The sequence below is a fragment of the Arsukibacterium sp. genome (assembly GCF_018402695.1).
Classification (GTDB): domain Bacteria; phylum Pseudomonadota; class Gammaproteobacteria; order Enterobacterales; family Alteromonadaceae; genus Alishewanella.
The window spans coordinates 1-27,000 of record NZ_JAGYIM010000008.1; the positions used below are offsets into that span (position 1 = coordinate 1).

Sequence of the window (27,000 nt, forward strand, 5' to 3'; positions counted from 1 at the left end):
GGTGGTAACGCTATGGCCGAAGCATTTAAAGCTGCTCAGAAGCAGGATTAATTGCTAGCAAAGCAGGGGGCACTTGCCCCTTGCTTTATCATTTGGGTTTTGCAGGAGGGTCTATGACCAAGTCTGAATTGATTGAAAAATTAGCAACCGATTTCCCGCATATTCAAGTCAAGGATGTCGAAGCATCTGTTAAAGAAATTCTGGAACAGATGGCCCAATCACTGTCATCGAACGAGCGCATCGAGATCCGCGGTTTTGGCAGTTTTTCACTGCACTATCGTGCTCCCCGTATTGGCCGCAATCCTAAAACCGGCGATAAAGTTGAATTAGACGGTAAATACGTCCCACACTTTAAGCCAGGAAAAGAATTACGCGATAGGGTAAAAGATAATACCTGATCTCTAATCAGGTCTATTGCAGTACACGGAGAGTCTTTTGAGCAGATTACTGTATCTGATACTGATTATTGCTTTTCTGGTAGTAGGTTTTGTGTTTGGTGCGATTAACCAACAACTAACTGATATTCATTTTCTTGTCGTAAAACTGCAATTGCGTGTTGTTGATATTGCCATAATTTTCCTGATAACCGGCGTGCTGTTAGGATTGATAATTGCAGCTTGGTTAAGCATGGCTCGTCGCACCAAAAAATGGCTTAAACCTACCGCAGAGAAAACCTGACTTTTATGTTGGAATTGCTATTTTTGTTACTACCTGTAGCTGCCGCTTACGGCTGGTTTATGGGTAGAAATAGCGTTAAACATACTGAACTTAAAGACCGTGCCAGCGTCACCCGCAATCTTTCCTCTGGTCTTAATTTTTTACTGACAGATCCAGGAAGACAAGGCCATCGAGCAGTTGCTGGAATTGCTGGATATCGAAGCCGCCACACTATCGAAACCTATTTAGCCCTGGCGAACTTATTCCGACGCAAAGGCGATTGGGACAAAGCCATCCGTATTCATGAAAAACTGCATCAATTAAAGTTAGCCAAACCACAAGCTCAACAAATTCAGTACGAATTGGCAAAAGATTATTTCTCTGCCGGTTTGTATGATCGGGCTGAGAGCCTGGCGACCCCCTTGGTTAACACCACCCGTTGGCGTGAACCGGCGCTGAAACAATTGTTCAGTATTTTTACCGCCAGCCATGACTGGCACAAAGCGCTGTCACTTGAAACTGAAGTAAGTAATAGCCAGTCACGTTCTTTAAAAATTGCCCTGGCTAATATGGCTGTTGAAGCGATGCAAGAGCAGCCAGACATTAGGCGTTTACAGCAATTAGTCGATAACAATCCGCTGGCTATCCGACCACGCTTTACTCAGGCCAAGTTCTATCTGGCACAAGAGCAGCGCGATCAGGCGAAAGCGCCATTGCTGAGTATTATTAAACAAAAACCGCAATGGAGTGCTGAAGTTTTGCCTCTGTTACAGCAATGTGATTTTGATGGTGAACAGTGGTATCAGTTACTCAGCCAATTGGCTAATAAACAGCATAATGTCACTGCCAGTAGTTTGCTGGCCGACTGGCTGGCTGAGCATGGTTCGCCAAAAGCGGCTGAGCAATTCTTATTAGATAAGCTGCAGCAGCAACCCAGCATCCGTTTATTTCAAAAGTTGTTACAGGTACGCCAGCATCAATCGACTGCTGCGGCAGAAGCGTTATCTTCGGTCGAAGAGCTGGTACAAGCTTACCTCGCTAACAAAGTGTTGTATAGCTGCCGCAATTGCGGTTTTAAAACCCGTCAGCAATACTGGTTATGTCCATCTTGCCAGCAGTGGGAAACTGTAGAACCCATTACCGGTATTGATGGCCGTTAGTAATTTACCTGCGTATAAGGAATACCAATGTCTTGTAACACGCCTGTTGTTGTTGCGCTTGACTATGCCAATCAGACTGAAGCACTTAATTTAGTGGCCCAACTTGACCCGGCTTTATGCCGTTTAAAGGTTGGTAAGGAGATGTTTACTCATTTTGGTCCGGCCTTTGTCACTGAGTTGCGGCAACGAAATTTTGACGTTTTTCTCGACCTGAAATTTCATGATATACCTAATACGGTCGCTAAAGCAGTGCAGGCGGCAGCGGATCTTGGGGTATGGATGGTTAATGTTCATGCCAGTGGTGGCAGTAAAATGATGATGGCTGCACGGGAAGCTATACAGCGTTATGGTATCAATAAACCAAAACTTATCGCGGTAACCGTGCTGACCAGTATGGAACAAAGCGATTTAACTGAACTGGGTATTAGTCTCACCCCGGCACAGCAGGTACAAAAACTTGCCGCTCTGGCCGCAACAAGCGGCTTAGATGGTGTAGTATGCTCCGCACAGGAAGCAGTTGCATTAAAACAGCAATTTGGTAATAATTTTCAATTAGTTACTCCTGGAATTCGCCCTGCTAGCAGCAGCGCTGATGATCAGAAGCGGATTATGACACCGGCGGCAGCAATTAAAGCCGGGGTAGATTATCTGGTGATTGGCCGGCCAATCACCCAGGCCACATCGCCATTGGTAGCATTACAAGCTGTGGTAAACGAAATTATCAACGCCAGAGCTTAGCATTACATAACGACAGGAGGTTTTTTTGGATGCGATAAACCTCTCTATTTTGATTGGCGGTTTATTATTTTTCGTCAGTATTATCGCTACTTTAATATCAGCGCGCCTCGGTGCGCCTATGCTGCTGATATTTCTTATTATAGGTATGATAGCTGGCGAAGATGGTATCGTCGGCATCCAGTTTGATGATCCCCAAACTGCGTTCCTGATTGGCTCTATTGCTTTAGTTATTATCTTATTTGATGGCGGTATGCGAACGCATCCGGAGCGTTTCCGGGTGGCATTAGCGCCTGCGTCAATGTTGGCGACGTTGGGCGTAGTCATTACCTGTGGGGTAGTGGGGGTGTCTGCCGCTTACTTACTAAACCTTTCTTTTGTAGAAGGATTACTATTAGGTGCAATTTTAAGCTCTACTGATGCTGCCGCGGTTTTTTCAATATTCCAGTCCCAACGACTTAGAATTAAACAGCGGGTCGCCTCGACCCTGGAAATTGAATCAGGTAGTAATGACCCGATGGCTGTTATGTTAACGCTGACCCTGGTAGGTGTATTAGCCCAGGACACTAAACTGGACTGGATAGTATTAGTTTCTTTTTTGCAGCAGGCCGTGGTGGGTGGCGCCATGGGTTATGGGGCGGGGCGGGTGTTCGTATTTTTATGCCGAAAATTGCCGTTAAGTTTCGCTTTTTTCCCCTTGCTGGCAGTCGCCAGTAGTATTTTTATTTATGCTGTTACCAACAGCTTTGGTGGTAGCGGTTTTTTAGCCGTGTATTTAATGGGTTATCTGGTAGGCAATGCCAGATTGCCACAAATTATTCATATCCTTCGAATGCATGATGGTTTAGCCTGGATCAGCCAGATCAGTATGTTTTTGATGCTGGGTTTGTTGGTCGTACCGAGTAATTTAAAAGAGCATTTAGTTGATGCGTTAATTCTGGCGGGTATTTTAATTTTCGTTGCCCGGCCATTAGCCGTGCTCATCAGTTTAATTCCGTTTCGGTTTCCCATTAAAGACCAGGTTTTTATCAGCTGGGTGGGATTAAGGGGCGCAGTACCCATCATATTGGCGTTGTTTCCCTGGTTGGCTGGTGTGCCTAATGAGCATCTGTATTTTGACGTGGCTTTTGTTGTAGTTATTGTATCGTTACTCTTGCAAGGCTGGAGTCTGGTACCGGTTGCCCGTTGGTTAAAACTGGAAGTTCCCGGGGAACTGGAGCCGGATCAAGCCATGCCGTTAGATGCGATTCCCAGTAAAGATGTCATGGAGGTTTTAGCCTTTACTGTTAAAGATGAATCACCGGTACGAGGCGTTTGCTGGCAGGATTTGAAGTTCAGTGTGCCCGTGCAGTTTCTGGGTATTATTCGTGACGGCGAGTGGCAATTGCCAGCGAACGAGCCGGTATTTAACAGTCGCGATACCATCATGGTATTGGCAAAACTGAGAGATGTCAGAAAACTCAGTGAGATTCTGGCCAGTGAAGCTGATACATCAGGTCTGAGCAACAGCAATTTCTTTGGTGACTTTGTATTAAATGGCGAAGTCAGCCTTGCCGATTTAGATGCGTTTTATACCATTAATATGGATAACCAAAATAAACTGCAAAGCTTATCATCATATATCAGCGAACGCTTTCACCGACGGGTGGTTATTGGTGATCAAGTACGGCTGGATCAACTTGTCCTGACAGTGCGGGAACTGGACGAACAGGGTATTATCACCCAGGTGGGTATTAAAGCTGTGGATACTTAGTTACTACAGACTACATTCATTACGCACTGATGTCAGATCGATTGCAGCGCAGATAACTCTATTGAATACAATACGATACTATAAGCTCCGCTCCTTTTATCAGCCAACATCACGCTAACATGGCTAATATCAGCCAACCTAAGCTCGGGTAAATTGGTGACTGTCCGGCCACGGAATTGACCATTAAATGCTGTTGGCTGAAAATAATAATCTTTCTGGCCTTCAACTGTCTTAAAATTTGCAACGTAGGCCACGCCTTGCGGAATATAGGGCGTTTTCAGCCTTAATTGATACAAGCGGCCATCAGCAGCAACCGTTAGTTTGACGCTATTAAAACTTTCTGCCGGTAATGGTTTTGCCAAACGAAACTCAGCAGAAGCAAAACCACCATTATTTGCCAGTGATAAATTGCCAGAAAAACGCAGACCAGCAGGTTCAGACAACATCGCTAAGCTACCGTCTGAGCGGCCACCCATAACGGTATCGTGGATAAGCTGCACTGTGCTGAAATGCGCTGAATTATGAAACTGCAGAACTTCGCCACCCAACAATGCTGTAGCTGCCGATTGTTTCAAAGGAGCTGCTCCAGTAGTCATCGCACTGGCACCAAATAACGTGATAATGGCATAAGCTAAATAATCTCGCATCGTTAACTCCGCTGCTTTAAGCCGGCAATGAGTTTCTCCGGTATTTAATTACTGTACGCGCAGAATCTCGCTATAGATCGTAAGCGGCCAAATTGTCTTTATAAGAGGGCCCGACGGGATTCTGAATTTTTTTCACAAAAAGTGATTCAACTATCTGTATTTCTTGAAATATTAAGATGAAAATCCAATGGTTCTATCGGTCTGTTGATGTCAATGTTGTAATCTCCAAACCGGTTAATATAGGACGTCCAATACGGAGCGAGACATCCCAGTAATTCGGGAGTAATTTCATGCCCTTCGGCTGTTAACTGCTTCAATACTTGCGTCATTTTTGCCGTGGTATACAGAATTACCATGTTGGCCACCAGCTGGTTATACTTGACGACTTTTTGCTGCTCATAGCGAATATTTTCGGCAATGATGCGCTCGCCACCAAAGAACAACCATCTTTTATACTGGTGGAACTCTTCTGTTTTATTGGTTTCCGCGTGAATGGTCTGACGCATGACAGGATTATCAATGTAGTTCAGCAGAAATATGGTCCGTACGACTTTCCCCAGCTCCTTAAACGCAAAATACAGCTTATTCTTACGACTGTAAGTGCCTAATCGCTTCAATAGCGTTGAAGGAGTGATCCGCCCAAGTTTAATGGACACCATCACTCTGAGCATATCTGGCAGGTATTTTCGGATCAGCTCAAAGTCGATGTTGCCGGTAAATAAGTCGTCTATATGTTGGTATTTTGCTTGTTTATCTGGCCGGAAAAATTTTAAGTCATGGATATTACGGATCCGGGGCATTAGCTTGATACCGAGTAAGTGTGATAATCCAAACACGGTATAGCTTTGGGCATGGGTATCCCCATGAAGGGTATCAGGCTGGATATCTGACTCATTTTTTTGCAGCGCGTCCAGGATATACACCCCCTCATACGTGCCGCAGGGAATAAAGTGGCTAAACAGCGCAATATAAGTGTCTGACACGTGATAATAACCTATACCGCCATAACCACCATAGCGAATATGGTACTGGGACATCATGTTCTGCTCGTACAATTCCCACTTCGTGCCATCGGCTGAAGCATGGCTACCGTCGCCCCAGAATTTTGGCAAATCAAACTGATTGTATGCATTGATCACTTTTGTTAGTGCTTTATCCAGTTTGCTTTCGCTTACCTGCTTAATGTTTAGCCAGGCGATTTGTCGCGGGCTTAACCCTTTAATAGAACGTGCGGTTTGTGTCGGCCCCAGATTACAACCGTAACAAAATAAGGTGGCGATAAACCGATATTGCGGATTGTCCAGCCGGCTTTTATTGCCAGAGTGCGGATAGACAATTTTGTGAAGATCTAACCAGTGCTCGGTATCTGTCAGGATATCAACGATGCTGGTGGTGTCCATTTTGTTACTGATCAGCTCCTTTAACGCTTCAACCTTATTATCCGGACGTTCCCGCTTGGTTTTTTTCAGGCTTAGCCGGCCCGACTTTATCGTGGCACTGTCATTACCGGGAAAGCGCTCGTCGACCCGCAGTGCGGTTTCAGTAAGCCGGGTTTTGAGTAACTCAATAAATTCATCCGGCTGGTTAACGGGCAGTTCGATTTCCTGGGCATAACGGTCAATCTCCTGCTCGTACTCCTCCACCGTGACGAATTCTTCCCGATGATCGTAGTACTCTTGTCCATGCAATACATGTACATCCCCCGAATCCAACTCCTGCTTCAGTAAGGTCCAGATAGCCAGCTCCAGATATTTGCGGTGGTACTTAACCTCTGAATCATCTTTACCTGGCGGCAGCTTTATCAGCTTGCTCCACTGTGCCGGAAACAACGCCGTTGGATCCGCGTCGCAGAACGACAACACCTGATGCGCCGGCACAAACTCTTTGTGGCTGTTCCGCAAGGAAAGCAACAAACGGAGCAACTGGATAGTACTGTCATCACTGGTTGCGCTCTGAAGTTGCAACACATCCAGACAGCGGTACATCAGCCCCCGTTTGATTCTGTAGGGGGTCAGTAAAAAGGGATAAAAGTTATTGCCGGAGTAAGCAAGATATTCGTCGCACCGGGCCAGTAATACATCGCTACTCGGATTAAGGGCATCACCCACGGCGCTCAGCCTATCCAATTCGGAGCCGTTCTGGTCATACGCGACCACCACGGCACGTAACGTTTGAATAAGCTGATTGACCTTTTTCTGCTGCTGCAGAATGTATTCTTCCAGATTTTTCTGAGCCAGGTTTTCCATCTGACGCAACATCCGGATCAGCATGTTGGTTACATCATCCAGCGCTTTACCTTTCTGGCCGCGGATCAGCAGTACAGCCAGAGCATAGCGCTTGGTGGGCTTTAGCTCACGCATTTCCTGTATATCTAAGGCCTGTGCTTCGGTCAGGAATTGCTTGAGTTTGACCGCGGGGATTTGCACCTCCGGCATGATGTCTGACAAGCTCAGCAGCCATCCGACATGCTGCAGATAAAAGTTGATCTCTTTAGCACCCGGCTTTTTGGGTTCACGTTTAAGCTGTTGCCAAGCACTGTAATTTTGCTCGGTATCTTTCTGCAACAGGGTATCAATGTGCTGCCGTGCCTCAGTACTGAGTCCTTCAACGATGGATTCAAAATAAGCTGTATTAACCTGATTGCGAATAAGCCTGGCGATCCGCTGCAGCTCAGAAAAACCGGGCAGTTCAAAGCAGAAGCGAACGAGCTCCTCAAGCATGACATTGATGATGTCGGCGACATTGTCCTTGGTCTGCGCTGCCTTTCTGGCAACATCCATCAGCCACTGTTGGTGTTCGTCTGTGTAACGCCGTACACCTCTGGCATTGCGGATATCCTCCAACTGTTTAAACCGTGCCGCTGACTTGTTATATGTGGCCCATTCCGGCTGTAACGGTAAGCTGTTTACTCCTGAGAACTTCATCAGATAACGGATTAGCGGTAACGGAAAGTCTTTGGGAACAACAAAATATCCCATGCGCTGGAATAATTTCAGATGAATGAGAAAGCCGAGCCGGTGCAAGGGCTTGCGGTAGGCACTTGCCCAACTAAGCTCCAATTCTGTCGGCCGATAATGCTTTTCAAGCAGCCTGGCGCTGTATTGTGAATCGAGTACCGGGTACGCTGTATCCTGATAGCCGCTCTGCATCCGTTGCAAACTCCCTATTAATCCCAATAACGTCCAGTCGCCGGCTCTGTTAGGGTTATCTCAATCATGCATTGATGATCCTGAGCCATGTGATACAGAGTGGCCAGTAAATCATCAATACGTTCATCCAGATGCGCGTCATCCTGTGTGGCAAGTGTCAATCGGTAACGATGGTTTGTTTCGTCAATACATTCTGCCTGCAAGGGCTTGAGACAGAAACGGTCTATTTTCTGGCGGACTTTGACAGGATCACGGCTATTTTTATGGTACCGCTGCAGACTATAGTGAAGTTCAAGCTCGTGGGCCGCCAGGAGTGCACTGATCGATTGCGGCTCGACAGCTTCAACACTCTGTAAGAACGGGTCCGGACTATCGATATAGCGCATCGCAGAATTCAGATCTTTCCATCCCACGTACTCCATCAACGCTTTTAGGGACCAACCACTTTGGCCTGCCCATGTAGCAAAACCTCGACGTAAAGAATGTGCACTGTAATTGTCCACATCAATGAGCCCGGCCCGGGAGAAGATTTGACGCAACAGCGGAATAATGTTGTTGGCCGTCAACGCGGTTTGACTCAAATGTCCCCAGCGGCTAATGCCACGAAACACCGGGCCCTGGGTTAACCCGGAGATCTCCAGATACCGCTCCAGTGCGCGTACCGGACATAAACGTGCCAACGCAGGCAGACGGTATACTTCCCCTCTGTTCGAACGGTCGGCTTTACTTCGGCGAAGATAGATCTGCATGCCTTCGTTTGTAGCCAGCGAAATGTGTTCTACCTCCATCCGACACAGCTCGTCTCCTCGAAATCCGCGCCAAAATCCGACCAGAACTAATGCTCGGTCCCGACACGTTCGCAACAGCAATGGCTGATCATTAACCCGGATGGCCAAGGCCTCACTTGCGTCTAACGAATGGCTGATTTGAGTGAGCGCATCCAATTGCAGAGGTTTAGCCTGCTTTTCTCTGGCCGGATGTAATTCGCGGATCCCTTTTAGTACTTTTCTGACCATCGGGGATTTCGTCGGATCGGCAAACCCCTGTTGCCGGTGCCAGGCAGATAACCCTGAAAGGCGCTGTTTGAGGGTATTAAACGATAAAGTAACGGCATACTTCGCCAGGTAGCGGCAGATCTGCGTACTGGTGGTCGGCAGAACGCCGCCAAACTGGGTTTCAAAATGCTCCACGGCAGCCTGATAGCTGCGTCGGGTATTGTCCCGTGTCGCAGCCTGTAAATACTGATCCAGGGTATTCACTGCATCTACGCTTAGAATTGATTGTTTTTTATGCGGTGTACTCTACAGCGTTGCTCATGCGTTTCGCAAGTATCCCTGCTCCAGAACGTGCAATTACGTACCCCGGAAAACCTGATTTAACCGAGTTCAGCGCTTAACAAGTAATAATCCATAATTATCACTTGTTATAAATGATGAATTTTTGACTATTTTTATTTTTGATTTAGTATGTATATACATATTACGTATTAGTATGAAATGAGATTGATATGGCCAGAACCGGTATCACCAAAGACGACGTAAAAGACGCCAGACAACGGCTCATAGACGCAGGTCACTCCGTGACGCTCGATTCGCTTCGCGTTGAATTGGGCAATACCGGCTCGCGTTCAACCATTCAACGCTGGCTGCGGGAGCTGGAAGAGGATGACTCGACGCTGTTGCATGACGAACAGCTATTGACGGATACCCTTCGGGCAACCGTCGTCCAATTAGCCCGAAGGTTGCAAGAAGAAGCGATGGCTCAGCTCGAGCAAACCAAAGCTGCTCATCAGGCCGCACAGGCCAATTGGCAGGAAATCTCTGATCGGCTGCGGACACAAGTTCAGGATCTGACTGAGCAGACCAAACGATTGCAGCATCAACTTTCAGAGACTGAACAAAAAAATACGCAACTACTCACTTCTCACCAGCAAGACACGCTGAAAATCACGGCCTTAACCGGCGATAATGCGCATCTTAAAAGCTTACTCAGCACGAAAGAGCAGCACATTGCTTCGTTGGAAGAAAAGCATCAACATGCCAGGAAAGCGTTAGAGCACTATCGTGACTCGGTACAGACGCAACGCGAACAAGAACTCCAGCGGCATGAACATCAGATCCAACAATTACAGGCTGAACTGAGAATAAGTCAACAAACTATCAGTGTGAAACAGCAAGAATGTACCACTCTGAAAGAGCAGACGCTGCAGTTATCCGCAGAGCTTCACCAGGCCCGGCAGTCTGTCAAAACAGTTGAGCAACAGCTGGTTGCTTTGCAGCACAATCACCAGCAGGCCGAGCAGCAACTTTACCGCAAAGACATGGATCTTGCCGGGCTGCACAAGGAGTTCGCCCCCCTCCAAGAGCAATGCGCTGCGGCGTTGGCTCAAGTGGTGAGTTTGCAACAAAAAGAACAAGCCTGGCTGCAGGAAAGAGCCGCGTTATCCGCTTCGCTCAGTACCCAGCAGCAACTCTGGCAGACATTCTCTACCATCAACGCCATGTCGACGCCGACCCAATATATCAAAGGCGAAGACGTGATTGTGGTCGATGCTGATCTTGACTAATCCCCTCATCAATCCGGATCAACCAGAGGCGTTGCCCCCGGTTGCTTCATTGAACTGAACCTGCTCCCATCTCATATTCAGTTCAATGTAGCAACCTGGTTAACACTTGCAGTATGTTGTTTACACTGAATTTACCATAGGTCGTTGCAAACGCTGGGCGACTTTGTCCCAATTTATATTGATAAAAAACGCATCAATATATTTACTTGCCGCAGCGCCAAAATCCATATGGTAGGAGTGTTCATACATATCCATGACCAGCAATGGTATGGTTCCCGCCGGATAATGCGCGTGATCACCCATCCAATAATTTTCCAGCTTGTTGAAATGGGTGTTGTACGCTAAAACAACCCAGCCGGAACCCCCACCCAAACCCTGGGCAATCTTTCTAAATTCGGTTTCCCAGCGATCAAAGGTGCCGAATTGTTTGGCAATTGCAGAGCGTAGTTCGCCATCCGCTTTACCATTTCCACCCAGATTATCAAAATATAACTCGTGCAAAATGACTGAGCCTGTACGGATCAAGTGCTCCCGCTTGAGGTCATTGTAGAGAAACGCCGGCGTGTCGGTGTTTGCCAGTGCCTGGTTCAATTTATCATTCACTGCATTTAGGGTTTTCACCGATCCGCTGTAATTATTCGCCCAATGTGATTCTATCAAATTGGCAGACAAGCCTTTTAATTTGCCCGCATCAAAAGGCAGCGGTTTGGGCTTAATTTCTGGGTTCATCCAATTTTCTCCTACACTCGTGTTAGCTGTTTTAACGATTGCGTCGGCATTTACAGGTGAGCTCAACAGTAAACTCCCGGCCGCGGCAGCACTGGTAATCAGGAAATCACGTCTGTTTTGATCAAGGTCATTCACTGGTTTTTTCTCCATTTAAATGGTTAGTCAACATTAAGTAGATTGACACACGGTTTAAGCAAGCCCCGACAATGTAAGCGCAAGCCCGACGAGTGCACAGGCGCTGATAACTTTCATTACATTCATGTTGTAACGAAATAATGCGATGCCCGCTGCGACAGCAATGACGGCAGATATCCATTCAAACTGCCCATCAAACCCTTCTGGCCACAAAATGTGGTAACCAAAAAATAGAGCCAGATTTAAAATAACGCCTACCACCGCTGCAGTGATCGCCGTCAATGGCGCGGTGAAATTCAGATCATTGTGTGTCGTTTCAATAAAGGGCGCGCCGGCGAAGATAAAAATGAAGGCCGGTAAGAACGTAAACCACGTGACAATAGTCGCGGCAACGGCGCCGGCGACAAAAATCATGTCGGGGCCAAATACGGCATTGGCATATCCTCCGACAAAACCAACGAACGCCACGACCATAATAAGCGGCCCCGGCGTGGTTTCACCCAGAGCGAGTCCATCAATCATTTGTGTCGGGGTGAGCCAGCCATACTGACCGACTGCTCCCTGATAGACGTAGGGCAATACCGCATAGGCTCCGCCAAAAGTGACCAAGGCGGCTTTGGTAAAGAACCATGCCATTTGCGTAAAGGTGTGTTCCCAGCCCCAGACTGCCCAAAGCGCAAGCATAGGCATTACCCACAGGACGATACCGGCAATCAAAATCATACTGAAACGCGACCAGCGGAAAATGGCGTGTTTGGGTGTGGGGGTATTATCGTCGAGTAACGCCGTTCCGAACGATTTCCCTGAGTCGCCATGCCCGCCGTTACTGTTAAAATAGTCAGGTAAATACCGGCCGCCCAGATAACCGGTGAGCGCTGCCGCAATAACGATATAAGGAAAAGGCACGCTAAGTGCGAATATCGCTACAAATGCTGCAGCGGCAATCACCCACATCATGTTATTTTTCAATGCTCGGAGCCGATCCGGTGTGTGGCATGCACAACTATGGCCGTTACAGCCGGTTTGATACCATAAAACAAACCGGCTCCAACTCACATCACCATAGGCAAGATACACCCACGAAAGCGCGATCAGAATGAAGAGAGACGGTAATACAAACAGTACACCCGCCACAATCCCCCCCCAGGTGCGGTGCATTAGCCAACCAATGTACGTGGCGAGTTGTTGCGCTTCAGGGCCCGGCAATACCATGCAGTAATTGAGCGCATGCAGAAATCGTTTTTCACTGATCCAACGTCTGCGCTCTACCAACTCCTGATGCATGATAGCAATTTGGCCTGCCGGGCCACCAAAACTTATAAAGCCGAGTTTTAGCCAGAACAGAAAAGCCTGCCAAAAACTGACAGGGGCAGGCGTTTGAACTTGTTGATGGGACGTTAATTCTGTAATGTTGCTCATGGTGTCTCCTTTTCACTAAAAGCAGCAAATAGCGCGTCGAAAACACTATTGGCACTTGAGATGAGTTGATCATCGTCACTAATGCTGTTTCGCAATCCCCACAAGATCTGCTCCAGTCCACTTGCTTCACTTGGCTGGGCACCACCTACGTCCAGAAAATGTACCAAGGCTCCCAAACGATCCAAGCCAGGATTATTTAAACCAAAACTTTCAAGCAGGACTTCAAAAGTGACTTTTCCGTTGATATGAGTAAAACTGGCCCCATCGAAATCAAATCCCAAGGCATCTGCGGGGCAATCTTCCGGTGCAACCAGCCAAATAAAGCGGGCATCGCTATCGATAAAACGTTGGATCAACCACGCGCTGGCCAGGCGATCTACCCATGGTCTCTGACGGGTTGCCCATAAGCGGCTGCGATACAGATTGATCTCCAACTGTGTGATCTGCCCTGTACGTTCATGAGGTTCGTTGGGTGATAACTGGCGGTTGAGTTGGAGCTCGAGATCTTGTATCGCTTGCTGCGCTTGCGCTTGCGCTTCGCCGGGAAAGAAATCAATTGCTGCGATAGCCGTGAAGTTTTTACGCAGTTTGCGCAGCTGCCGTGTCGCTTCTTGTAACGAGCTGACTGACAATTCTTTTATCGGCTGTAGTTCCAGCAAAGGAGGGCATAGGCTTCGCTACGGTTAAACATGCCACTAAACTGTCCTGCATCTTCCGTGTCAAACAAGAGTACATAAGCAGAGCCTTTACTTATTTCGATTTCTTGTGCCAAACCATCAAATAATTGCTGGTGCTTTTGCCGTTGGGGAAGTAGATAAACACCATCGCGTAATACTGCCGCACCCGCAGATTTAAGGGTTCGCCACACCCGCATCCGCGCTGTCGCGTTTAAGGTAGGTAGTGATAAAATAAGTAGTATCCACTTCATATTATGTAGAGCTGTTTACAGAAATATGATTGAAGTCTATGACAATTACCTGAAGATGTACAGGAAAAGGCCAAAACTGTATGGTAAGTTTAATGGCTGGCTTGATCTTGAGAATGCTGCTGAGTTCCAGGCAATGAGGTGGGGAAAGTGTTGCAGTATTCTCACCGGGGAAACCTGCAGCTTGAATATTGTTAAGTAATGAACACGCGGCAGTTATTCCATCAATACATCACAACACTAAAAACTGCTCAACCAAATTGGTGTTAAAATTTACCCCACACGCTGGTAGCTGAGTCACCGCTATCTTCAGGCGGTCATCACAAAAAAGCGTTTTACATCCTTCCAATGCAGATTTAAAAATGAACTTATCAGCCAGCTTGCGCTCATCAAAAACCAGTTTCTCTAACTCAGCCTCATGAGTAACACACTCAGCCAAAGACTCTGCGCCTAACGCCAAACAATTAAATAGCAACCAATCTTTATCTTTTAAATCAATAGGTAAAAACTCACCATGAGCAGATAACTCTGAGGATAACGACTTATAAGCCAATGGACTCAACAGCAAGAAACTCCCCCAAAGCGAAACATCACTGGGTTCAGTTTTACTCTTGTATTTTTTATTGAAACCACAGCTGGGCTTCACCCATCTGTCCGCAATGCTCACATTGGAGTTTGACAGCCGTCTCACCAACTTGAAGTCTTTATCGCCAAGCATGTCGGCCATGCTCAGCACATCAAAATCGATAATCTCGTGCGTGTTTTTAGGCGCTTCAATTCGGAATATCATGAACTACCTCCGGGCGTCGCACTATCCACTGAAAAAACACCATGCCTTAATTGAACCCGCAGGCCAGATAATCCAGCTTATCTGTGACCATAGACGTGTTGTCTTTTATGTCGCCGGGCTTTGTTGACGGTTATCGCTAGAAAATGCCGGCCAGATCCTCAACAAACGCTACACCAGTAAAGTTGTGCTTTTCATAGGCGGCTTTAAAGCAATCCGTTACGAAAAGGCCATGAGTACCATACATCTCTGATTTAAAAACAGTCTTGCCTGCCAATGATGACGGCTCAAATGCCAATGTCTCAACCCCACACTCAAACCCGTCTTCATAGTGACGTACAGTTTTCGAGATATCTTCTTTTACAAACTGCATCGGCACAAAAATATACATCTGCATATAGCCAACCTGCAGGGCTAAAAACTCTCCGGCATCACCCAGTATGGCTTTAAACGCGTTATAAGCCTCTTCCGATAACAGCAAGTATGAACCCCAGAAGGACACATCCGGTACTGGCAGTCCTTGCTTGTATTCCGAAGCCAGCTCACACCTGCTCGGTGTCCATTTTTCCAGTAAACTTTCGTTGGTTCTGGGTTGGCGCCTTACTAACGATAAATCGTCATCACCAAGGATGTCAGCGAACTGAAACAAATCCAAATCCGGGACTTCATAAGCGTTTTCGATGGGCTTTAGCCGATATACTGTTGTTGTCTTTACCATTAATTCATTTTCCATCAGCCGGCTTTCCTCTGAAGAATATCAGCCGGGTGAGTACCTGAGCGAAGTTCACGTTTTACGGTTTGTAACCGTGACAAGAATACACGCTCAGGCAGATTATCGTTTGAAAACTTTGACGCAATCCAAGTTTCATAATTGTAGGTATGAATTGGCCTGTGTGCCGGTGATTCAGGCGTGGCCCAGTCATCAGCAGTATTCTTCGCAAAATTACGCAGCCAGATACCATTTAACGGGTCATTAATACCGATCCCAAATGCATGCAGATTCAGGCGACTTCTGATAATCAACTCTTTGCGATGTTTACCTGAGCCCGGGATGATATGGTGAGCCTCATGGATTGGTGTTGGTTTCGGCTCACCTACGGCAAGTAAGTTTCTGGCCAACATCTTTGTTGGATGATGGTTTTCGGTTGCCAGTTCACGGATAGTCTTCGACTCGCTAGATTTGCGATAAGCCGTGAGATTTTCCTGGTACATAATGTGCGCAGCAATTTTTCGGCGCTCCAAACGCAAGTGTTGCCAGTCTTTATCACGCTTAGCTATGCGCTCAGCTTTTTGCTTTGCTGTCTCGTTAACTGGAGCCTGGCTGTTTCTGCCGTTATGAAATTCACTGGCTTTAAGCTCGTATTGATAAATAATCATATCAAGCGGGGATGGATTCAGTGGTCTTTCCGGTTTTGGAAAGCTGAAGTATTGGATAGGCGTGTTCGTTTTCATCCTGACGTTCTCTCCCTCATATACCAGCAATTGCCGGTATTCTAATTTTAGACGGCTGCCATATCAATCATTTGTAAATTTATTCTTTACGTATATTTCACTTATTTCGGCAAGTCATGGATAATAGGCACTTTCCAGTGCTGCCGGCTGAGCAGGTTTTTGAATAAACGGACGATTGGTGATGGACGATGTAATAACCGATACACAGTGTTATGTAGTGGCCACCAACGTCAGAAAGTTTGCCATGCTGCAGGAATCAGCGTTAGAGCTGATTATGCAAATTGATGAACCGGTCGGTCTGTATGGCAAGCCCTTGGCAGACAACTGGGCTCCGCCTGAGGTGACGTGGTTTTATAACCCGACTGAACGGATCAGGCCGCTACCCGACATTGCCGCCTTCGGTTCAACCGCTTTCGCTGCGTCAGCTGACACTTGCGAAAAGTTGCGGCCGTATATAAACGAGTACGTAGAGTTCCTGCCTATTCATGTGGATGGTTGGCGCTGGTACATCATTCATGTTTTGGCCAGGGAGGACGTGTATAACGAACTCGCGTCAAGGAGATTTACCCGGCGCGATGGCACGCCGAGCAGAATGTTTGAGAAATTGGTATTGGATGGCCACCGGGCGACAGATGGCGTATTATTCCGCGTTAAAGGCCTTAGCCTGGGGATTTTCTCGACCGATAAACCAGGTTCATTCAAAGATATCATTGAGCAGTTTAAGCTTAGCGGTCTGAAGTTTCAGGAGCTGGAATAGCACTGAGCCATCAGGTGACTTATACCTGGTCACTACTGTGTCAGTGGATTTATTTCGGCATGCCGAAAGTTACTTAATGCCCTTAACCACCGCGCCATAGTGTTTGCGTTCAAATCATAGATAGCGTAATATTTGCTTTGTAGATTAAGTACATTCACTTACCGCGTTGCTACCAACCAGCGCGGCGTAAAGACCGCCATACCACGGCGGTTTTTTCATTTAAATTCCGAATATTAAACCTATATACTGATACCAGTGGCCGGAACGACCTCAAACTAACGCGGGACCACCAATGGTTGATACCGATACAGCAGAATACGTCTTAGACAGAATGTGCGATGCCGTCCTCAGAAGAGATACCGTCGCCTTTATGGATGACGTCCAGCTTTTCTGGCGCAAGCAATGGGACATCTCAGTTGTGGCTGATCCGCAAGAGAACGATACGCTAAGGTATGCACTAAAAGCCTGTTTTTTGGAGCGGATGGCGCAAGTGTGGTCAGCTCCACCTAAATCATATCCCGTATCAGCACCGGCATGGTGTCAACGCGTGCCACCGGTCCTTCAACAGTTATCGGTTATCCCGGAAGAATATCGTGCGTATTATGCGGGGGATTTAGAGTGCCCCATTTTCGGCAAGCGCAATATATTTGCCCCACGTGATTTCATGTTTTTTGTGTAACAAATCCCTTTAGAAAATTATCAAATACAACGTGGTACCGGCCTTAGATTTGGATTTACTCTTGCGAGATGGTCCCGGGTCTACAAGGCCAGTTTAAGCTATGGCACAATAAGAATGCTGTACATTGCTCAGCTTTCAATTATCACAACTTTCGGCATGCCGAAAGTAACAAGACTCTGCTCAGTATAAGAGCTACCACAGGAGATAAAATGCTGGAATTCAGACTCACCCCTAATCATGCCGGCATTGCGCTCTGGGGCGACTTTTACACATTATCCCGACTACATGAATTTGTTCATCATGTGGTGGAGCAAAGCAACTATATTGAGGATAAGGAGGGCTTTGTACTGGGCCTGGCTTATGATATCCGCAAGGCTTACCAAGGCGAGCGTAGTGAAGAGTACCGGGGCGACTTTGAGGATGAGCGATACCGCATTTTCGGTGTTGAAATTCTTTGGCCTGTACTGCTTGCACAGATAGGTATGCTGCGCCAGGCGATGGCATTTATTCCAACCAGTAAGCTTGATCAGGCGGTAATGTTTGAGCTGGAGTATGTTGTTGAGTCAGCAGTCCGCTCTGCGATGCCAGCTGCCGCCGATGAAATCATTTACAGAATTAAGGCAATTGGTAATGCCTCTTACATGCACGTCGACAGTATCCTTGATAGTCGGGTCAACTATTTTATCAGGCTCTCCCCGCAGCAACGCCTGACAACCTTGTCAAAAGTGTTACAAACGTTTGATCCTATGTATGGCATTATGGCGCTCTCGGACGCTAAGTTCAGTCCCGATGTCATACCACCAACAGCCTTTGCCAACAGCGGTGAGGATTGGCCTGATTTTGAGTGGTAAGCATCGATGTCCGTTTTCGCAGCTATGCGGTCAGTAGGTTTACGCAGGAGCTGAGCCTATGAACCGCGTTTGATTTTTCTGGCCAACTCAACCGCCAATTTTTCCATATCAATGCCGGCGCCGGTAAACTGGGCAGGAATGTGTTTTAGTGTAGTGGTACCACGCTGAGCAAACTCACAAAATGCCGTCATTTCTTCAAACAGTAAAGCCGGTACTGCATAGAATTGGATCTGGTCTGCAGATAAAACAGCAATCGCATCACCTTTCGCTTTTGCCAGCTCAGCAACCGGGTTTGATTTGAACCTTTCTATTGATACGGTTGGACTATCATGTGTTTGTTGTGGCATACGTAATTCCAATACTGCGTCAGGGATAGCCGTATAAGTTAGCATTACCGGCTGTTGAGACCAACAATCAGTGCCTCTGCTTGAGACTGTTGAGCCGGGGTCAGTTGATTAAAGCCCAGCAACTGGCCTGCAGCACGCAGTTCTTTCATCTTTTTCGGAGGCGCGAGAGTTACTGTGCCATTCGTCACTATGTAGGTCTGATTAGCAGCATTTAATACGCGAGCCTTTCTACTTTGTAATGGCTCTGATACCTCACGGGTAAAACCCAGTGCAGCCATTGAAAACCCGCTTTTTGTTGCTAAGGCTTCAAGCTCATTTGTCAAGTGTTCTTTTTGCTTCCTACCGCTGATGACCTGTTGCAAAGACTGAACCAGCTGGGAAATTTCAGCATTTGGCCAATTTCTAACTTCTTTTAAAATATCACGATGTTTCATCTAATAATGGCCTCAACCACTGAAATTTAACGATGTCTACGCCTATCTACGACACCCGCATTGATAAGTAATGTTGCTTGCTCATCAGTAATACGAGCTCTGGCAGGGTGACACACTAAGCAGTTGCCTTGTGGGTGGTCTTCAATGGATATTTTATCGGCATTGCTTAAGACAACATCAAGCGTGACTGAATCCAAAACTAAGCCGGTACTTCCAATGGTCAGTTCTTTTACGGTCATGTATTCTCCAGTTGAGAGGTAAACATATCAAGAATAAACGACTATACACAGACCCAAATCGTTTTGACACCATCTTAGGATAAGTGCGACTTGTTTCTTTAAAAGTCTGATTTAAGATTGGATTAGCAGTATAAATGCCTATATTAATCAGCTGGATAATATACTTTTTGTGAAAAAAATTCAGAATCCCGTCGGCCCTCTATAACTCCACGTTTAATATAGCCGCTAATGTATATTATGTTAAATAAGGTTGTTGGTTAAAAATTATATAAAATTTTTGGCAAATCCATTCTAGTTTTAGAATTAACTACAACACTTTTAGAATCGCAAGCCCCACTAAATAAGGCCTACGAGCACGAGTTGGCAAAAGTAGATCTATTTCTTCAAATAAGAAAGCTGCTGAACTTAATAATGGATCATGCCCTGTAGCTTTTTAAAACTCATTTATTAAGGCGTCTTTTAATGGTTTACCAAACAGATAACTGGCAATGGTTTCTTGAGAGATAGCATTCGCTTGCTCTTTAAGCTTGGCAAAGTTTACGATGCTCATTATGTCTTTATCGTAGAGACCTAGCCACACTAGCGTACATAGCTCTTTCTGAGAGTATATGAGCGACTCTAATGTCTCTAGCAGTGAACCGCGCTCTGGTGATAGTTTTATATAGTCTTGAGCAGACTGATTTGCTTTAACTGCTAAATCGAACACTAGGGATTTGGTTAAGTACAATAATTTATTTTATTCCCTCAGCCTAGAGAAAAGATCTGAGCCACCAGCGATTTAATTCGCAAGGTTTAATTGGTAGCGACTTTACCAATCCCTGAGGTTAACATTGATTCATCTGATTTTTCACTACCAATAATTGGCATTTTCATTGTGCTAGAGGCTATTAGTAGTTCTCGCCCTACTCTTGCTTTATTCATTACATAACTAAGTTCAATGACATTAATCCCTGACTTAGCGTAAAGTTCATGAACAAGAGGATCATCATCATATGATATCAACCAAGGATTATTCTGATGCTTGATTGCATTGGAAAATGCAGTATGTTGATAACTATTGAAACAATATTTTTTATATATGTTTTTTCCTTCTTTAACATATGGAGGATCTGCATATATAAAACAGTTTTCTTTATCCAACTTAAACACTAAGGAAGAAGCATCTTCGCTTTTAACGACAATATTTCTTCTGAGCTTTGCTATATTCTCTATTCTCTGAATGAGATCAACCTTATTAAAGCGACAATCTATCAAATAGTTTCCATTTTGAGCTTGGCCTCCAATGGGGCCCGCGTGTAATATTCCAGACCTGTTAGTTCGGTTTAGAAAGAAAACACTTAACGCTTTATCCAAATCAGAAGAATCGACATTCCCCTCAAAAATATCCCTATATTTATGCCACGATTTCAAGTTGACATTCACTTTTCGGATTTCTTTCGTTAGTGATGCAGTATGGTTAATAGCAGATTGCCAAAACTCAGCGATAAAAGGATTAGCGTCATTTAGTATTAACTTACTAATGATTCCTGCCTCAAGTAGCGGCAAAGAACCTCCTGCTCCTCCACAGAATGGTTCTACGAACTTAGTCCCTTTGAGGTCATTTGATGTAAGAAAAAGCGCTAAAAATTTAGACAATTTACCTTTCCCACCGGGATAACGGAATGGGGACAAATTTGACCTTAATTTAGGCAGTTTGAAATATTTTATTACTCGCTGGGACTTCAAACTGTCTACAGCTTCTTTAGTATATCTAGGCTCTTTCACTATTTTTTGTTCTTAACATTTAATCCGTTTCTGGAAACTAACTCTAATACTTTTCCACCGGGCATTAGACTAATTGATGCGTGTCTATGCGCTAAAGCTACGGGAACAACTGCGTTTTCGTATAACTCTAGTTCGAAGAATTTGATTATACCTAAAGTTCTGTCTAGTGTATCTCGGTATTTGGAAAGCTCAGTTTTCGCACACTGAAAATCTTTCCTATTTCCTTTTCTTTCAAATGGATATGGAATGCAAAATGTAAATATCCTTCCACTGTCAGTCTTGAACAAGAAATCTTGTCCATAGTAAGTCTCATACCCTTTACACCCCTCAGGGTCATACTTACCACTTATCCATCTACCCTTGTATTCATCTGTAAGAAGTCTAACCGAATTTCGTTTGTCGATCTTATTTAGGCTCTTGGCGTACTTCTTCAGTTGCCTATTCAGTGAATTGGCATGCTCCGCAACTTGACCTGTTTTAATTAGCCCTAAGATTAATGGTTCTCGATACCCTTTTCCCTTTAAGTCTTCAAAAATCTGAAAATATAATTTCATCAACCTACTGTGAATATCTGCTGGTTCACCAAAAATCGCTAATGGCCCGTCAACAAAGAAAGCCATTTCACTCAATGTTTCTGGTTGATAGTAATGAAGCATTCTAATTAAGTTGGCGATATTTAAATGTTCAACAACATTCATGAAACGAGTTATCGCTGAGGTGTTATCCCCAAATTCAGTTATTGGTTCATGCAATCTTAACGAGTCCGTTAAATACACTTCTTCATGACACTGTTCACATATATGAATAGTAGTAACGTTGCTAAAAATAAAAGGTATTGGAGGTTTGTCCTTACATGAAGGGCACTTAGTGATCGTAATTACATTATCAGGCTCAATCGCCAACAGCGTGCCAGCAACATTAAAGTCGCCACCAACAGCCATTTTAGTTCTATCATCCGACAACTGCTCCCATACCGCTTTCCGAAAACCATCCGCGACAGTTTTAGCTCCTTTATATCTGATGTTACTACCCGGTAAAGTAAAAGAAATAGCGTCTGCATTGCGGTGTAATTCTGCTACCTTAAAAGGATCTACAAATCTACTCTTCGGTGACTTTAGTCCCTCATAGCTGTTTACATCAATTAGGACAATACTGTTTTTAACATAACCAATTTGAGTACTAGGAAACAACCCATTGATTGGCTCAGAATACGGACTAGCATCAGATGCGAATACTTTAGAAGGCAATGCACTAGTAAGTGGGATATCAACAAAGCCACTAACTATTTCTCTTGTTTCTTCTTCTGTTGGCTCCTTTATAAAGTCACATTCGCTCAAAAAAGCAGAAACGTCTGGGTTTCGAACTAAATCTGAATGCCCGCCTTTGGATGCCCGCTCCCTACTATAAGGCATGCTTTTCCCCTAATTTAAACTTCGCTAATTCTGCTTTAAGTTCTTCTGGAGTGAAACGATTAATTTGAGTCGGTATTACAAAAGGTGATGAAAGCGTTTTGATTCTTGCAAAACCAACATCCTGAGCAGTCTTCAATGATGCATGAAAATCAGAAAAATCATAAAATTTCCCTAATGCTCTTAATTCGTCCTCGTTATTAAGATGTGTAACAAACCAGTTCTCAGTGTTAGCAAGTATATTCGGATGAATTGATGACGGTTCTTGAGTAGCATAAACGAAAGCAATTTTTGCTTTCGCTCCTTCTTTCGCAATTCTTGGCCAAGTCGTAGATAAGTCCTCTTTCTTACCAATTAAGTTGTGCGCTTCTTCAACGTACATAACAATATTAGTGTTCTTTTCACCTCGATGAAAAATTGACATAGACTGCTCTAAAATATAGCGAGCAATCCTTTCAGCCATTGATTTTCTTACCTCTTCAGTACCAACGGATAAGTCTAGAATTACAACTTTTCCAGCTAGCAGTAACTTGTAAATTTCAGCTTCTACTTCACCTTGCCTGTTAGGGCTATGATAATTCGCAATTGGTCCTAGTAAGCTTTTTACTCTAATCGGCGTATCTGATTCAGATTTGCCAACTATCAGGTTACACAGTGCTTTTAAATTATCGTCAAGCCAGTCATCTTTCACCTTTGCGCTGCGTAGTGACGGCCATAGACCAGTTGGAATTTTTGTTCCATCTTTTTTATAAGCTTTCACTGCTTCAGCATAATCTTTTCGAATAGCGCGGTCTGCTTCCCTTGCATGACTAAAAAATTCAGCAAGTTCTTTCAATGAAGCACCAGCAGCATAATCAGGGAAAAAGCTAGTTGCTTTTTGTTCAAGTTCTACTTGACTTGGTTTTTTCTCCAATTCATCTTCTAGTTCAGAAACAACTTCTGGAAACACATTCTCTAATATTTGACGCTTAACTGCTTTAGAAACAGCCAGTCTTACTTTCATTCCTATAGGGGGTTGAAATCCTCTAACAAATAATAGTGATTTAAAAGCGGCTAAATATCGTTCATGTCGATTTTTCTCACTTTCAGTGGCGTCATCTGGCAATTCATCTAATGTGAGCGAAGATGACAATATCTTCATGTCATTTGCTAACTGCTCTTCTTTCAACAAGCTTTGAATAATAGTCAAACCAACATGGGGTTTTTCGTAAAAATTGTTCCGCAAATCCCTAAAGTTGGCATCATTTGTTTTTATGCCTCGATAACAAACAACTCCACTGGCAAATACATCCGCTATAGAACTGCCATCGTCTTGATGATTGGCATTGGCGTATTCACCGTTAATATCAAAAATTATCTGACCTACGTTGTTCTTATCCTTGAGTGCCGCAAGAGCTACAGCCGAAACAGTGGTTTTCAACGTATTTGACTTACCAGTCCTAGTCATACCTAATATAGCTGTTCTTCGAGCTAAAAAATCTGTTGGTTGTATCTGGACTGAAACCTTAGGCTCTGAAGGCCCCCGATGCAGACGATCTGACGAAGTATAACGCACTTTACCTATTTCAATTGGAGTTGGCATACCGCTAAAGCCTGACTTTTTAGCTTCTTCAATTGCCTTGGAAACCACTTCTGGATTCATATGATTCACAATCATGTTCAATGCATCTCCACGAGGCTTGAAAACTCTTAATTTTGTGGATGACATATAATTTTCAATGTCACTACCCAACCTTAACTGTCCACCTCCAATGTAAAATGTCCCTAAAATTCTGCACTTTAATGCTCCAAATTGTAATTCTGACTGAGTTAACGCATCGAGTCCGTCATGTACATCTTGAGTAAAGATTTCATCTTCTGTTCTGCGTTGGTTGTGCTCAATTCTTGTTCTTAGCAAATCAACGTCAGTCGGAAGTCCTGACGGTCCTATGACTCTGAGCAATACAACTTCTCTGTCTAACTCGTGAGCTTCGTTTAATCTATCTGGATCAAATCCAGACGCAATCAAAAAACTGTTGTGGGGAATTCCCGATACCTTTTCTTTCCAGCTATCATTGGTTAACACCAATGCCTCGCTAAAGTTCATTGAGTATACGTAACCAACATGATTCTCTTTTGCCGCGCCAACTAGCTTTGCAAGCTTGTTTTCCTTTGCGATTTCATTAAATATTTTCACACAAATCCTTATCTGTATTAGGCGATTAGACTCTCAAAACCCTTATGTTTGATTATTTCATCGTAAATAAATTTGAATTTTTCTGTAAAGTCATTTTTTTCTTTTGGATTTTCTTTGAAATAACGTTTATACAGCTCAGACGCTCCCAGCCCCCATACACCAGTACTTTTTTGATCGTTATACCACTTCTTTGCCTTTATTCTATCAGCGTGAATATCTTCGACAGAAAAATCTCTAAAACAAATTTGCTTGTTGTAAGAGGCGTTCTTCACCCCCCAAAAGGGATCTGCATCACTCAACCCATTTAAGAATGTAGCTAGTACTTTTTCAGGTGAGTCGTTTCCGGGCAAAGCAATGTAATTTTTATACTTTGCTATTTTTTGGGGAGCAACGTCGCCATCAACAACAACTAGGGAGTTTGGGTGGAGAAAAGCTGGTACTTTTTGTTTAGCTAATTGAATCAAATTTTCGCAGCCTAATGTGCAATCGACGTAGTTTAAGCCTTTAAACTTCCTTCCTAAGCATGCCCTTAAAAAGTCGCGGCATTCTTCATCTTCGGAAAAAATATCAACAGTTAGCTTAAGGACCTTTCCTAAAGACACGTCCAAGTGATTCTTCAATTTCTCAGCACTTAAATCTTTTTCTAATGTCACTAGCCCATCAGACTTCTTCAAATAAATAACTTTTGTCGAGCTTTCCCGGCCCCTAGCTTGACTAATCTCCAATGCTTTATCGATCATTGGCATTGAGTGCGTAGTTGCCAATATCTGAATATTGAGTTTCGATGAGAAGTTCATCAATGCTTCAAGTAACTTAATTTGCGCACCTGAATACAATGAAGCATCAATCTCATCAATTGCTAAAATGCCACCTTTGTATTCATCAGGGAAAGAATCTTTCAACCGCTTAAATGAAATTATTGCGAGAAGAATTTTACCAATATTATCTTGTCCCGCTGAATTGGACCTCCAATCATAATGATCAGATGTAACCCCTGCTGTCTCCTTGTTCTTACTTTTTAGATAATCAACTTTTTCTAACTTATCTTCAGATATCAAAATGGTTCGATACCACTTCTTATAAAATTCAATTTCATCTGCACTCAGCGTTACAGATGGGTCTTCATCAAAACCTGACTCTTCGGCATTTGGCAGTAATCGCTTTAGACTAAGGAAAATGACTGGCAACTGAAGATAACCTGAACCAGCGTTACGATTACCTTTTCGCCAAAACCTTAAATGGCTAGTGGCGTTTTTTCTAGGTATGCTTTCAATAGTAAATGTTTCTGATGAGTTTGATAATGTGAGAGTCCATTCGTGCTCTTTTGGTATATCAAACTTAGGTGACAATCTGAATTTATCGCTAAAGCTCGAACGAAAACTTCCCCCTGAAAGTGGTACCTGCCCATGCATTGCATGTTCTTTACCTATAGAAAATGTTTGAGTAAGCATGCCTAAAAGAGTACTTTTTTGTGTTCCATTTTGGCCTGCAATTAGGGTTATTTGCTTACCTAAATCAAATTCTAAGTTTTTAAATCCTCGGAACTTCTCCACATGCAGAGATTTAATTATCATTTTTATTCCTTTCTTTAATTCTCAAAACCGGGCGACTAACACCAAACCAGCTATGTCTTTAAAATCTTCTGCGCTACACCGCCAAAAATAATATTCACACCTTTCAATAATGCACCAACAAGATAGTCCACTCTTTACTGCCTCATTAAGTAGCTTACAAGCGCCTCAGCAAAGCAATTATATTGATAGATTTCTCCATAAGTTTGCAATGGATTGTCCTGAATTGACTTTTAAAATGCCATCCTGAAAAGCTATTGAGCTAAACCTTTGGCAATCCATTCGATACGTCTAAGGTCGGTTAATTATCGCTACAATGCTACTACGGCAAAGCGACTTCACTGCCTTCCGTCAAAAGGGAGCAAGAAGTTAATGCATTTGAAAAGAAGGCTAGTGACTTGATATGTTGCACCAGTCCTCGCTATTAAACCTGACGTATTTACTGTGCTCATAATATATTCTAATATGGAATAATATATATCAATAATGAATATGCTAAGATTCTGAAAATTAAATCGCTCAAGTAATGAATTAAAGAAGAACCAATCACTTGTAGTACCTATAATATCACAAAGACAGTGAAAAGTAAATATAGCATTGATTTGTAACGTCATTTCAGATTATTGGCTTTACCAATAATCTGTCTAATGCGTATTTAC

At 44.2% G+C, this 27,000-nt stretch carries 26 protein-coding genes; 9 read left to right on the plus strand and 17 right to left on the minus strand.

Translation table 11 applies throughout. The annotated features are described in order from the left end of the window. Positions 1 to 92: 92 nt before the first annotated feature. Genes ihfB through KG631_RS00975 form a run of 5 tightly spaced genes read left to right on the plus strand, consistent with a single transcriptional unit; the run spans position 93 to position 4,305 of the window. Positions 93 to 398, plus strand: coding sequence for an integration host factor subunit beta (gene ihfB / locus KG631_RS00955; RefSeq protein ID WP_268753150.1), 306 nt, complete (start codon positions 93 to 95; stop codon positions 396 to 398). Positions 399 to 435: 37 nt separating this feature from the next. Continuing rightward, positions 436 to 678 carry a lipopolysaccharide assembly protein LapA domain-containing protein gene (locus KG631_RS00960; RefSeq protein WP_213994813.1) on the plus strand — a complete coding sequence of 81 codons (243 nt, stop codon included), beginning with the start codon at positions 436 to 438 and terminating at the stop codon, positions 676 to 678. 59 nt (positions 679 to 737) lie between these two features. Continuing rightward, a complete protein-coding gene (locus KG631_RS00965) occupies positions 738 to 1,817 on the plus strand; it encodes an N-acetylglucosaminyl transferase (protein ID WP_301003518.1) in 1,080 nt (359 codons plus the stop codon). A 27-nt stretch (positions 1,818 to 1,844) separates the two neighbouring features. Then, complete coding sequence (pyrF, locus tag KG631_RS00970) at positions 1,845 to 2,555, plus strand: orotidine-5'-phosphate decarboxylase (RefSeq protein WP_213994814.1); 711 nt, start codon at positions 1,845 to 1,847, stop codon at positions 2,553 to 2,555. 25 nt (positions 2,556 to 2,580) lie between these two features. After that, positions 2,581 to 4,305: a potassium/proton antiporter gene (locus KG631_RS00975; RefSeq protein ID WP_213994815.1), complete on the plus strand. Its 1,725-nt coding sequence runs from the start codon at positions 2,581 to 2,583 to the stop codon at positions 4,303 to 4,305. Between the two features lie 32 nt (positions 4,306 to 4,337). On the opposite strand, the gene KG631_RS00980 is transcribed toward KG631_RS00975, so the two are convergent. From KG631_RS00980 to KG631_RS00990, 3 genes are all read right to left on the minus strand, one after another. Next, a complete protein-coding gene (locus KG631_RS00980) occupies positions 4,338 to 4,952 on the minus strand; it encodes a CIA30 family protein (RefSeq protein ID WP_213994816.1) in 615 nt (204 codons plus the stop codon). Positions 4,953 to 5,098: 146 nt separating this feature from the next. After that, a complete protein-coding gene (locus KG631_RS00985) occupies positions 5,099 to 8,101 on the minus strand; it encodes a Tn3 family transposase (RefSeq protein WP_213994817.1) in 3,003 nt (1,000 codons plus the stop codon). A 17-nt stretch (positions 8,102 to 8,118) separates the two neighbouring features. After that, positions 8,119 to 9,360 carry a tyrosine-type recombinase/integrase gene (locus tag KG631_RS00990; protein ID WP_213994818.1) on the minus strand — a complete coding sequence of 414 codons (1,242 nt, stop codon included), beginning with the start codon at positions 9,358 to 9,360 and terminating at the stop codon, positions 8,119 to 8,121. 248 nt (positions 9,361 to 9,608) lie between these two features. On the opposite strand from KG631_RS00990, the gene KG631_RS00995 reads away from it, so the two are divergent. Continuing rightward, positions 9,609 to 10,667 (plus strand): DNA-binding protein, encoded by a 1,059-nt coding sequence (locus KG631_RS00995; protein ID WP_213994819.1) that lies wholly within the window; start codon positions 9,609 to 9,611, stop codon positions 10,665 to 10,667. Positions 10,668 to 10,787: 120 nt separating this feature from the next. Here KG631_RS00995 and KG631_RS01000 read toward each other — a convergent pair whose 3' ends face one another. The 7 genes from KG631_RS01000 to KG631_RS01025 form a co-directional block, all read right to left on the minus strand. Further along, the gene (locus KG631_RS01000; protein ID WP_213994820.1) at positions 10,788 to 11,531 is read right to left on the minus strand and encodes a Fe-Mn family superoxide dismutase; all 744 of its coding nucleotides are present in this window, start codon (positions 11,529 to 11,531) and stop codon (positions 10,788 to 10,790) included. 54 nt (positions 11,532 to 11,585) lie between these two features. Further along, complete coding sequence (gene chrA / locus KG631_RS01005) at positions 11,586 to 12,950, minus strand: chromate efflux transporter (RefSeq protein WP_301003520.1); 1,365 nt, start codon at positions 12,948 to 12,950, stop codon at positions 11,586 to 11,588. Continuing rightward, entirely contained in the window at positions 12,947 to 13,609 is a 663-nt protein-coding gene (locus tag KG631_RS01010) for a chromate resistance protein ChrB domain-containing protein (RefSeq protein ID WP_301003521.1), read from the minus strand. Before KG631_RS01010 ends, chrA begins: the two co-directional genes overlap by 4 nt. Further along, positions 13,588 to 13,878 (minus strand): Chromate resistance protein ChrB, encoded by a 291-nt coding sequence (locus tag KG631_RS18675; RefSeq protein ID WP_301003522.1) that lies wholly within the window; start codon positions 13,876 to 13,878, stop codon positions 13,588 to 13,590. Before KG631_RS18675 ends, KG631_RS01010 begins: the two co-directional genes overlap by 22 nt. 229 nt (positions 13,879 to 14,107) lie before the next feature. Beyond that, positions 14,108 to 14,665 (minus strand): hypothetical protein, encoded by a 558-nt coding sequence (locus KG631_RS01015; RefSeq protein ID WP_008221562.1) that lies wholly within the window; start codon positions 14,663 to 14,665, stop codon positions 14,108 to 14,110. Positions 14,666 to 14,801: 136 nt separating this feature from the next. Beyond that, entirely contained in the window at positions 14,802 to 15,395 is a 594-nt protein-coding gene (locus KG631_RS01020; protein ID WP_008221565.1) for a hypothetical protein, read from the minus strand. Continuing rightward, positions 15,395 to 16,114, minus strand: coding sequence for an AHH domain-containing protein (locus tag KG631_RS01025; protein ID WP_008221566.1), 720 nt, complete (start codon positions 16,112 to 16,114; stop codon positions 15,395 to 15,397). Before KG631_RS01025 ends, KG631_RS01020 begins: the two co-directional genes overlap by 1 nt. Before the next feature lie 181 nt (positions 16,115 to 16,295). Here KG631_RS01025 and KG631_RS01030 point away from each other — a divergent pair, with 181 nt between their 5' ends. The 3 genes from KG631_RS01030 (at position 16,296) to KG631_RS01040 (ending at position 18,401) form a co-directional block, all read left to right on the plus strand. Continuing rightward, a complete protein-coding gene (locus KG631_RS01030; protein ID WP_213994821.1) occupies positions 16,296 to 16,871 on the plus strand; it encodes a hypothetical protein in 576 nt (191 codons plus the stop codon). Between the two features lie 292 nt (positions 16,872 to 17,163). Beyond that, a complete protein-coding gene (locus tag KG631_RS01035; protein ID WP_213994822.1) occupies positions 17,164 to 17,550 on the plus strand; it encodes a hypothetical protein in 387 nt (128 codons plus the stop codon). 209 nt (positions 17,551 to 17,759) lie between these two features. After that, a complete protein-coding gene (locus tag KG631_RS01040) occupies positions 17,760 to 18,401 on the plus strand; it encodes a hypothetical protein (protein WP_213994823.1) in 642 nt (213 codons plus the stop codon). Between the two features lie 56 nt (positions 18,402 to 18,457). Here the strand turns inward: KG631_RS01040 and KG631_RS01045 are convergent, their stop codons facing one another. The 7 genes from KG631_RS01045 to KG631_RS01080 form a co-directional block, all read right to left on the minus strand. Next, positions 18,458 to 18,748, minus strand: coding sequence for a hypothetical protein (locus KG631_RS01045; RefSeq protein ID WP_213994824.1), 291 nt, complete (start codon positions 18,746 to 18,748; stop codon positions 18,458 to 18,460). 44 nt (positions 18,749 to 18,792) lie between these two features. Next, on the minus strand, positions 18,793 to 19,182 hold the full coding sequence (locus tag KG631_RS01050) for a hypothetical protein (protein ID WP_213994825.1): 390 nt from the start codon (positions 19,180 to 19,182) through the stop codon (positions 18,793 to 18,795). A gap of 26 nt (positions 19,183 to 19,208) precedes the next feature. Further along, complete coding sequence (locus KG631_RS01055) at positions 19,209 to 19,421, minus strand: hypothetical protein (RefSeq protein WP_213994826.1); 213 nt, start codon at positions 19,419 to 19,421, stop codon at positions 19,209 to 19,211. Between the two features lie 792 nt (positions 19,422 to 20,213). Continuing rightward, on the minus strand, positions 20,214 to 21,185 hold the full coding sequence (locus tag KG631_RS01065; protein ID WP_365867993.1) for a DNA adenine methylase: 972 nt from the start codon (positions 21,183 to 21,185) through the stop codon (positions 20,214 to 20,216). Then, the gene (locus tag KG631_RS01070; RefSeq protein WP_213994829.1) at positions 21,185 to 22,597 is read right to left on the minus strand and encodes a DNA double-strand break repair nuclease NurA; all 1,413 of its coding nucleotides are present in this window, start codon (positions 22,595 to 22,597) and stop codon (positions 21,185 to 21,187) included. Before KG631_RS01070 ends, KG631_RS01065 begins: the two co-directional genes overlap by 1 nt. Continuing rightward, positions 22,587 to 24,770, minus strand: coding sequence for a DUF87 domain-containing protein (locus KG631_RS01075; RefSeq protein ID WP_213994830.1), 2,184 nt, complete (start codon positions 24,768 to 24,770; stop codon positions 22,587 to 22,589). Before KG631_RS01075 ends, KG631_RS01070 begins: the two co-directional genes overlap by 11 nt. Before the next feature lie 17 nt (positions 24,771 to 24,787). Next, the gene (locus KG631_RS01080) at positions 24,788 to 26,344 is read right to left on the minus strand and encodes an AAA family ATPase (protein ID WP_213994831.1); all 1,557 of its coding nucleotides are present in this window, start codon (positions 26,342 to 26,344) and stop codon (positions 24,788 to 24,790) included. Between the last annotated feature and the right edge of the window lie 656 nt (positions 26,345 to 27,000).

Coding starts and splice junctions, on each gene's coding strand:
- KG631_RS00965 (WP_301003518.1), top strand. CDS start 738: ATGGGTAGAAATAGCGTTAAACATACTGAACTTAAAGACCGTGCCAGC.
- pyrF (WP_213994814.1), top strand. CDS start 1,845: ATGTCTTGTAACACGCCTGTTGTTGTTGCGCTTGACTATGCCAATCAG.
- KG631_RS00980 (WP_213994816.1), bottom strand. CDS start 4,952: ATGCGAGATTATTTAGCTTATGCCATTATCACGTTATTTGGTGCCAGT.
- KG631_RS00985 (WP_213994817.1), bottom strand. CDS start 8,101: ATGCAGAGCGGCTATCAGGATACAGCGTACCCGGTACTCGATTCACAA.
- KG631_RS00995 (WP_213994819.1), top strand. CDS start 9,609: ATGGCCAGAACCGGTATCACCAAAGACGACGTAAAAGACGCCAGACAA.
- chrA (WP_301003520.1), bottom strand. CDS start 12,950: ATGAGCAACATTACAGAATTAACGTCCCATCAACAAGTTCAAACGCCT.
- KG631_RS18675 (WP_301003522.1), bottom strand. CDS start 13,878: ATGAAGTGGATACTACTTATTTTATCACTACCTACCTTAAACGCGACA.
- KG631_RS01015 (WP_008221562.1), bottom strand. CDS start 14,665: ATGATATTCCGAATTGAAGCGCCTAAAAACACGCACGAGATTATCGAT.
- KG631_RS01020 (WP_008221565.1), bottom strand. CDS start 15,395: ATGGAAAATGAATTAATGGTAAAGACAACAACAGTATATCGGCTAAAG.
- KG631_RS01025 (WP_008221566.1), bottom strand. CDS start 16,114: ATGAAAACGAACACGCCTATCCAATACTTCAGCTTTCCAAAACCGGAA.
- KG631_RS01030 (WP_213994821.1), top strand. CDS start 16,296: ATGGACGATGTAATAACCGATACACAGTGTTATGTAGTGGCCACCAAC.
- KG631_RS01035 (WP_213994822.1), top strand. CDS start 17,164: ATGGTTGATACCGATACAGCAGAATACGTCTTAGACAGAATGTGCGAT.
- KG631_RS01040 (WP_213994823.1), top strand. CDS start 17,760: ATGCTGGAATTCAGACTCACCCCTAATCATGCCGGCATTGCGCTCTGG.
- KG631_RS01045 (WP_213994824.1), bottom strand. CDS start 18,748: ATGCCACAACAAACACATGATAGTCCAACCGTATCAATAGAAAGGTTC.
- KG631_RS01050 (WP_213994825.1), bottom strand. CDS start 19,182: ATGAAACATCGTGATATTTTAAAAGAAGTTAGAAATTGGCCAAATGCT.
- KG631_RS01055 (WP_213994826.1), bottom strand. CDS start 19,421: ATGACCGTAAAAGAACTGACCATTGGAAGTACCGGCTTAGTTTTGGAT.
- KG631_RS01070 (WP_213994829.1), bottom strand. CDS start 22,597: ATGCCTTATAGTAGGGAGCGGGCATCCAAAGGCGGGCATTCAGATTTA.
- KG631_RS01080 (WP_213994831.1), bottom strand. CDS start 26,344: ATGATAATTAAATCTCTGCATGTGGAGAAGTTCCGAGGATTTAAAAAC.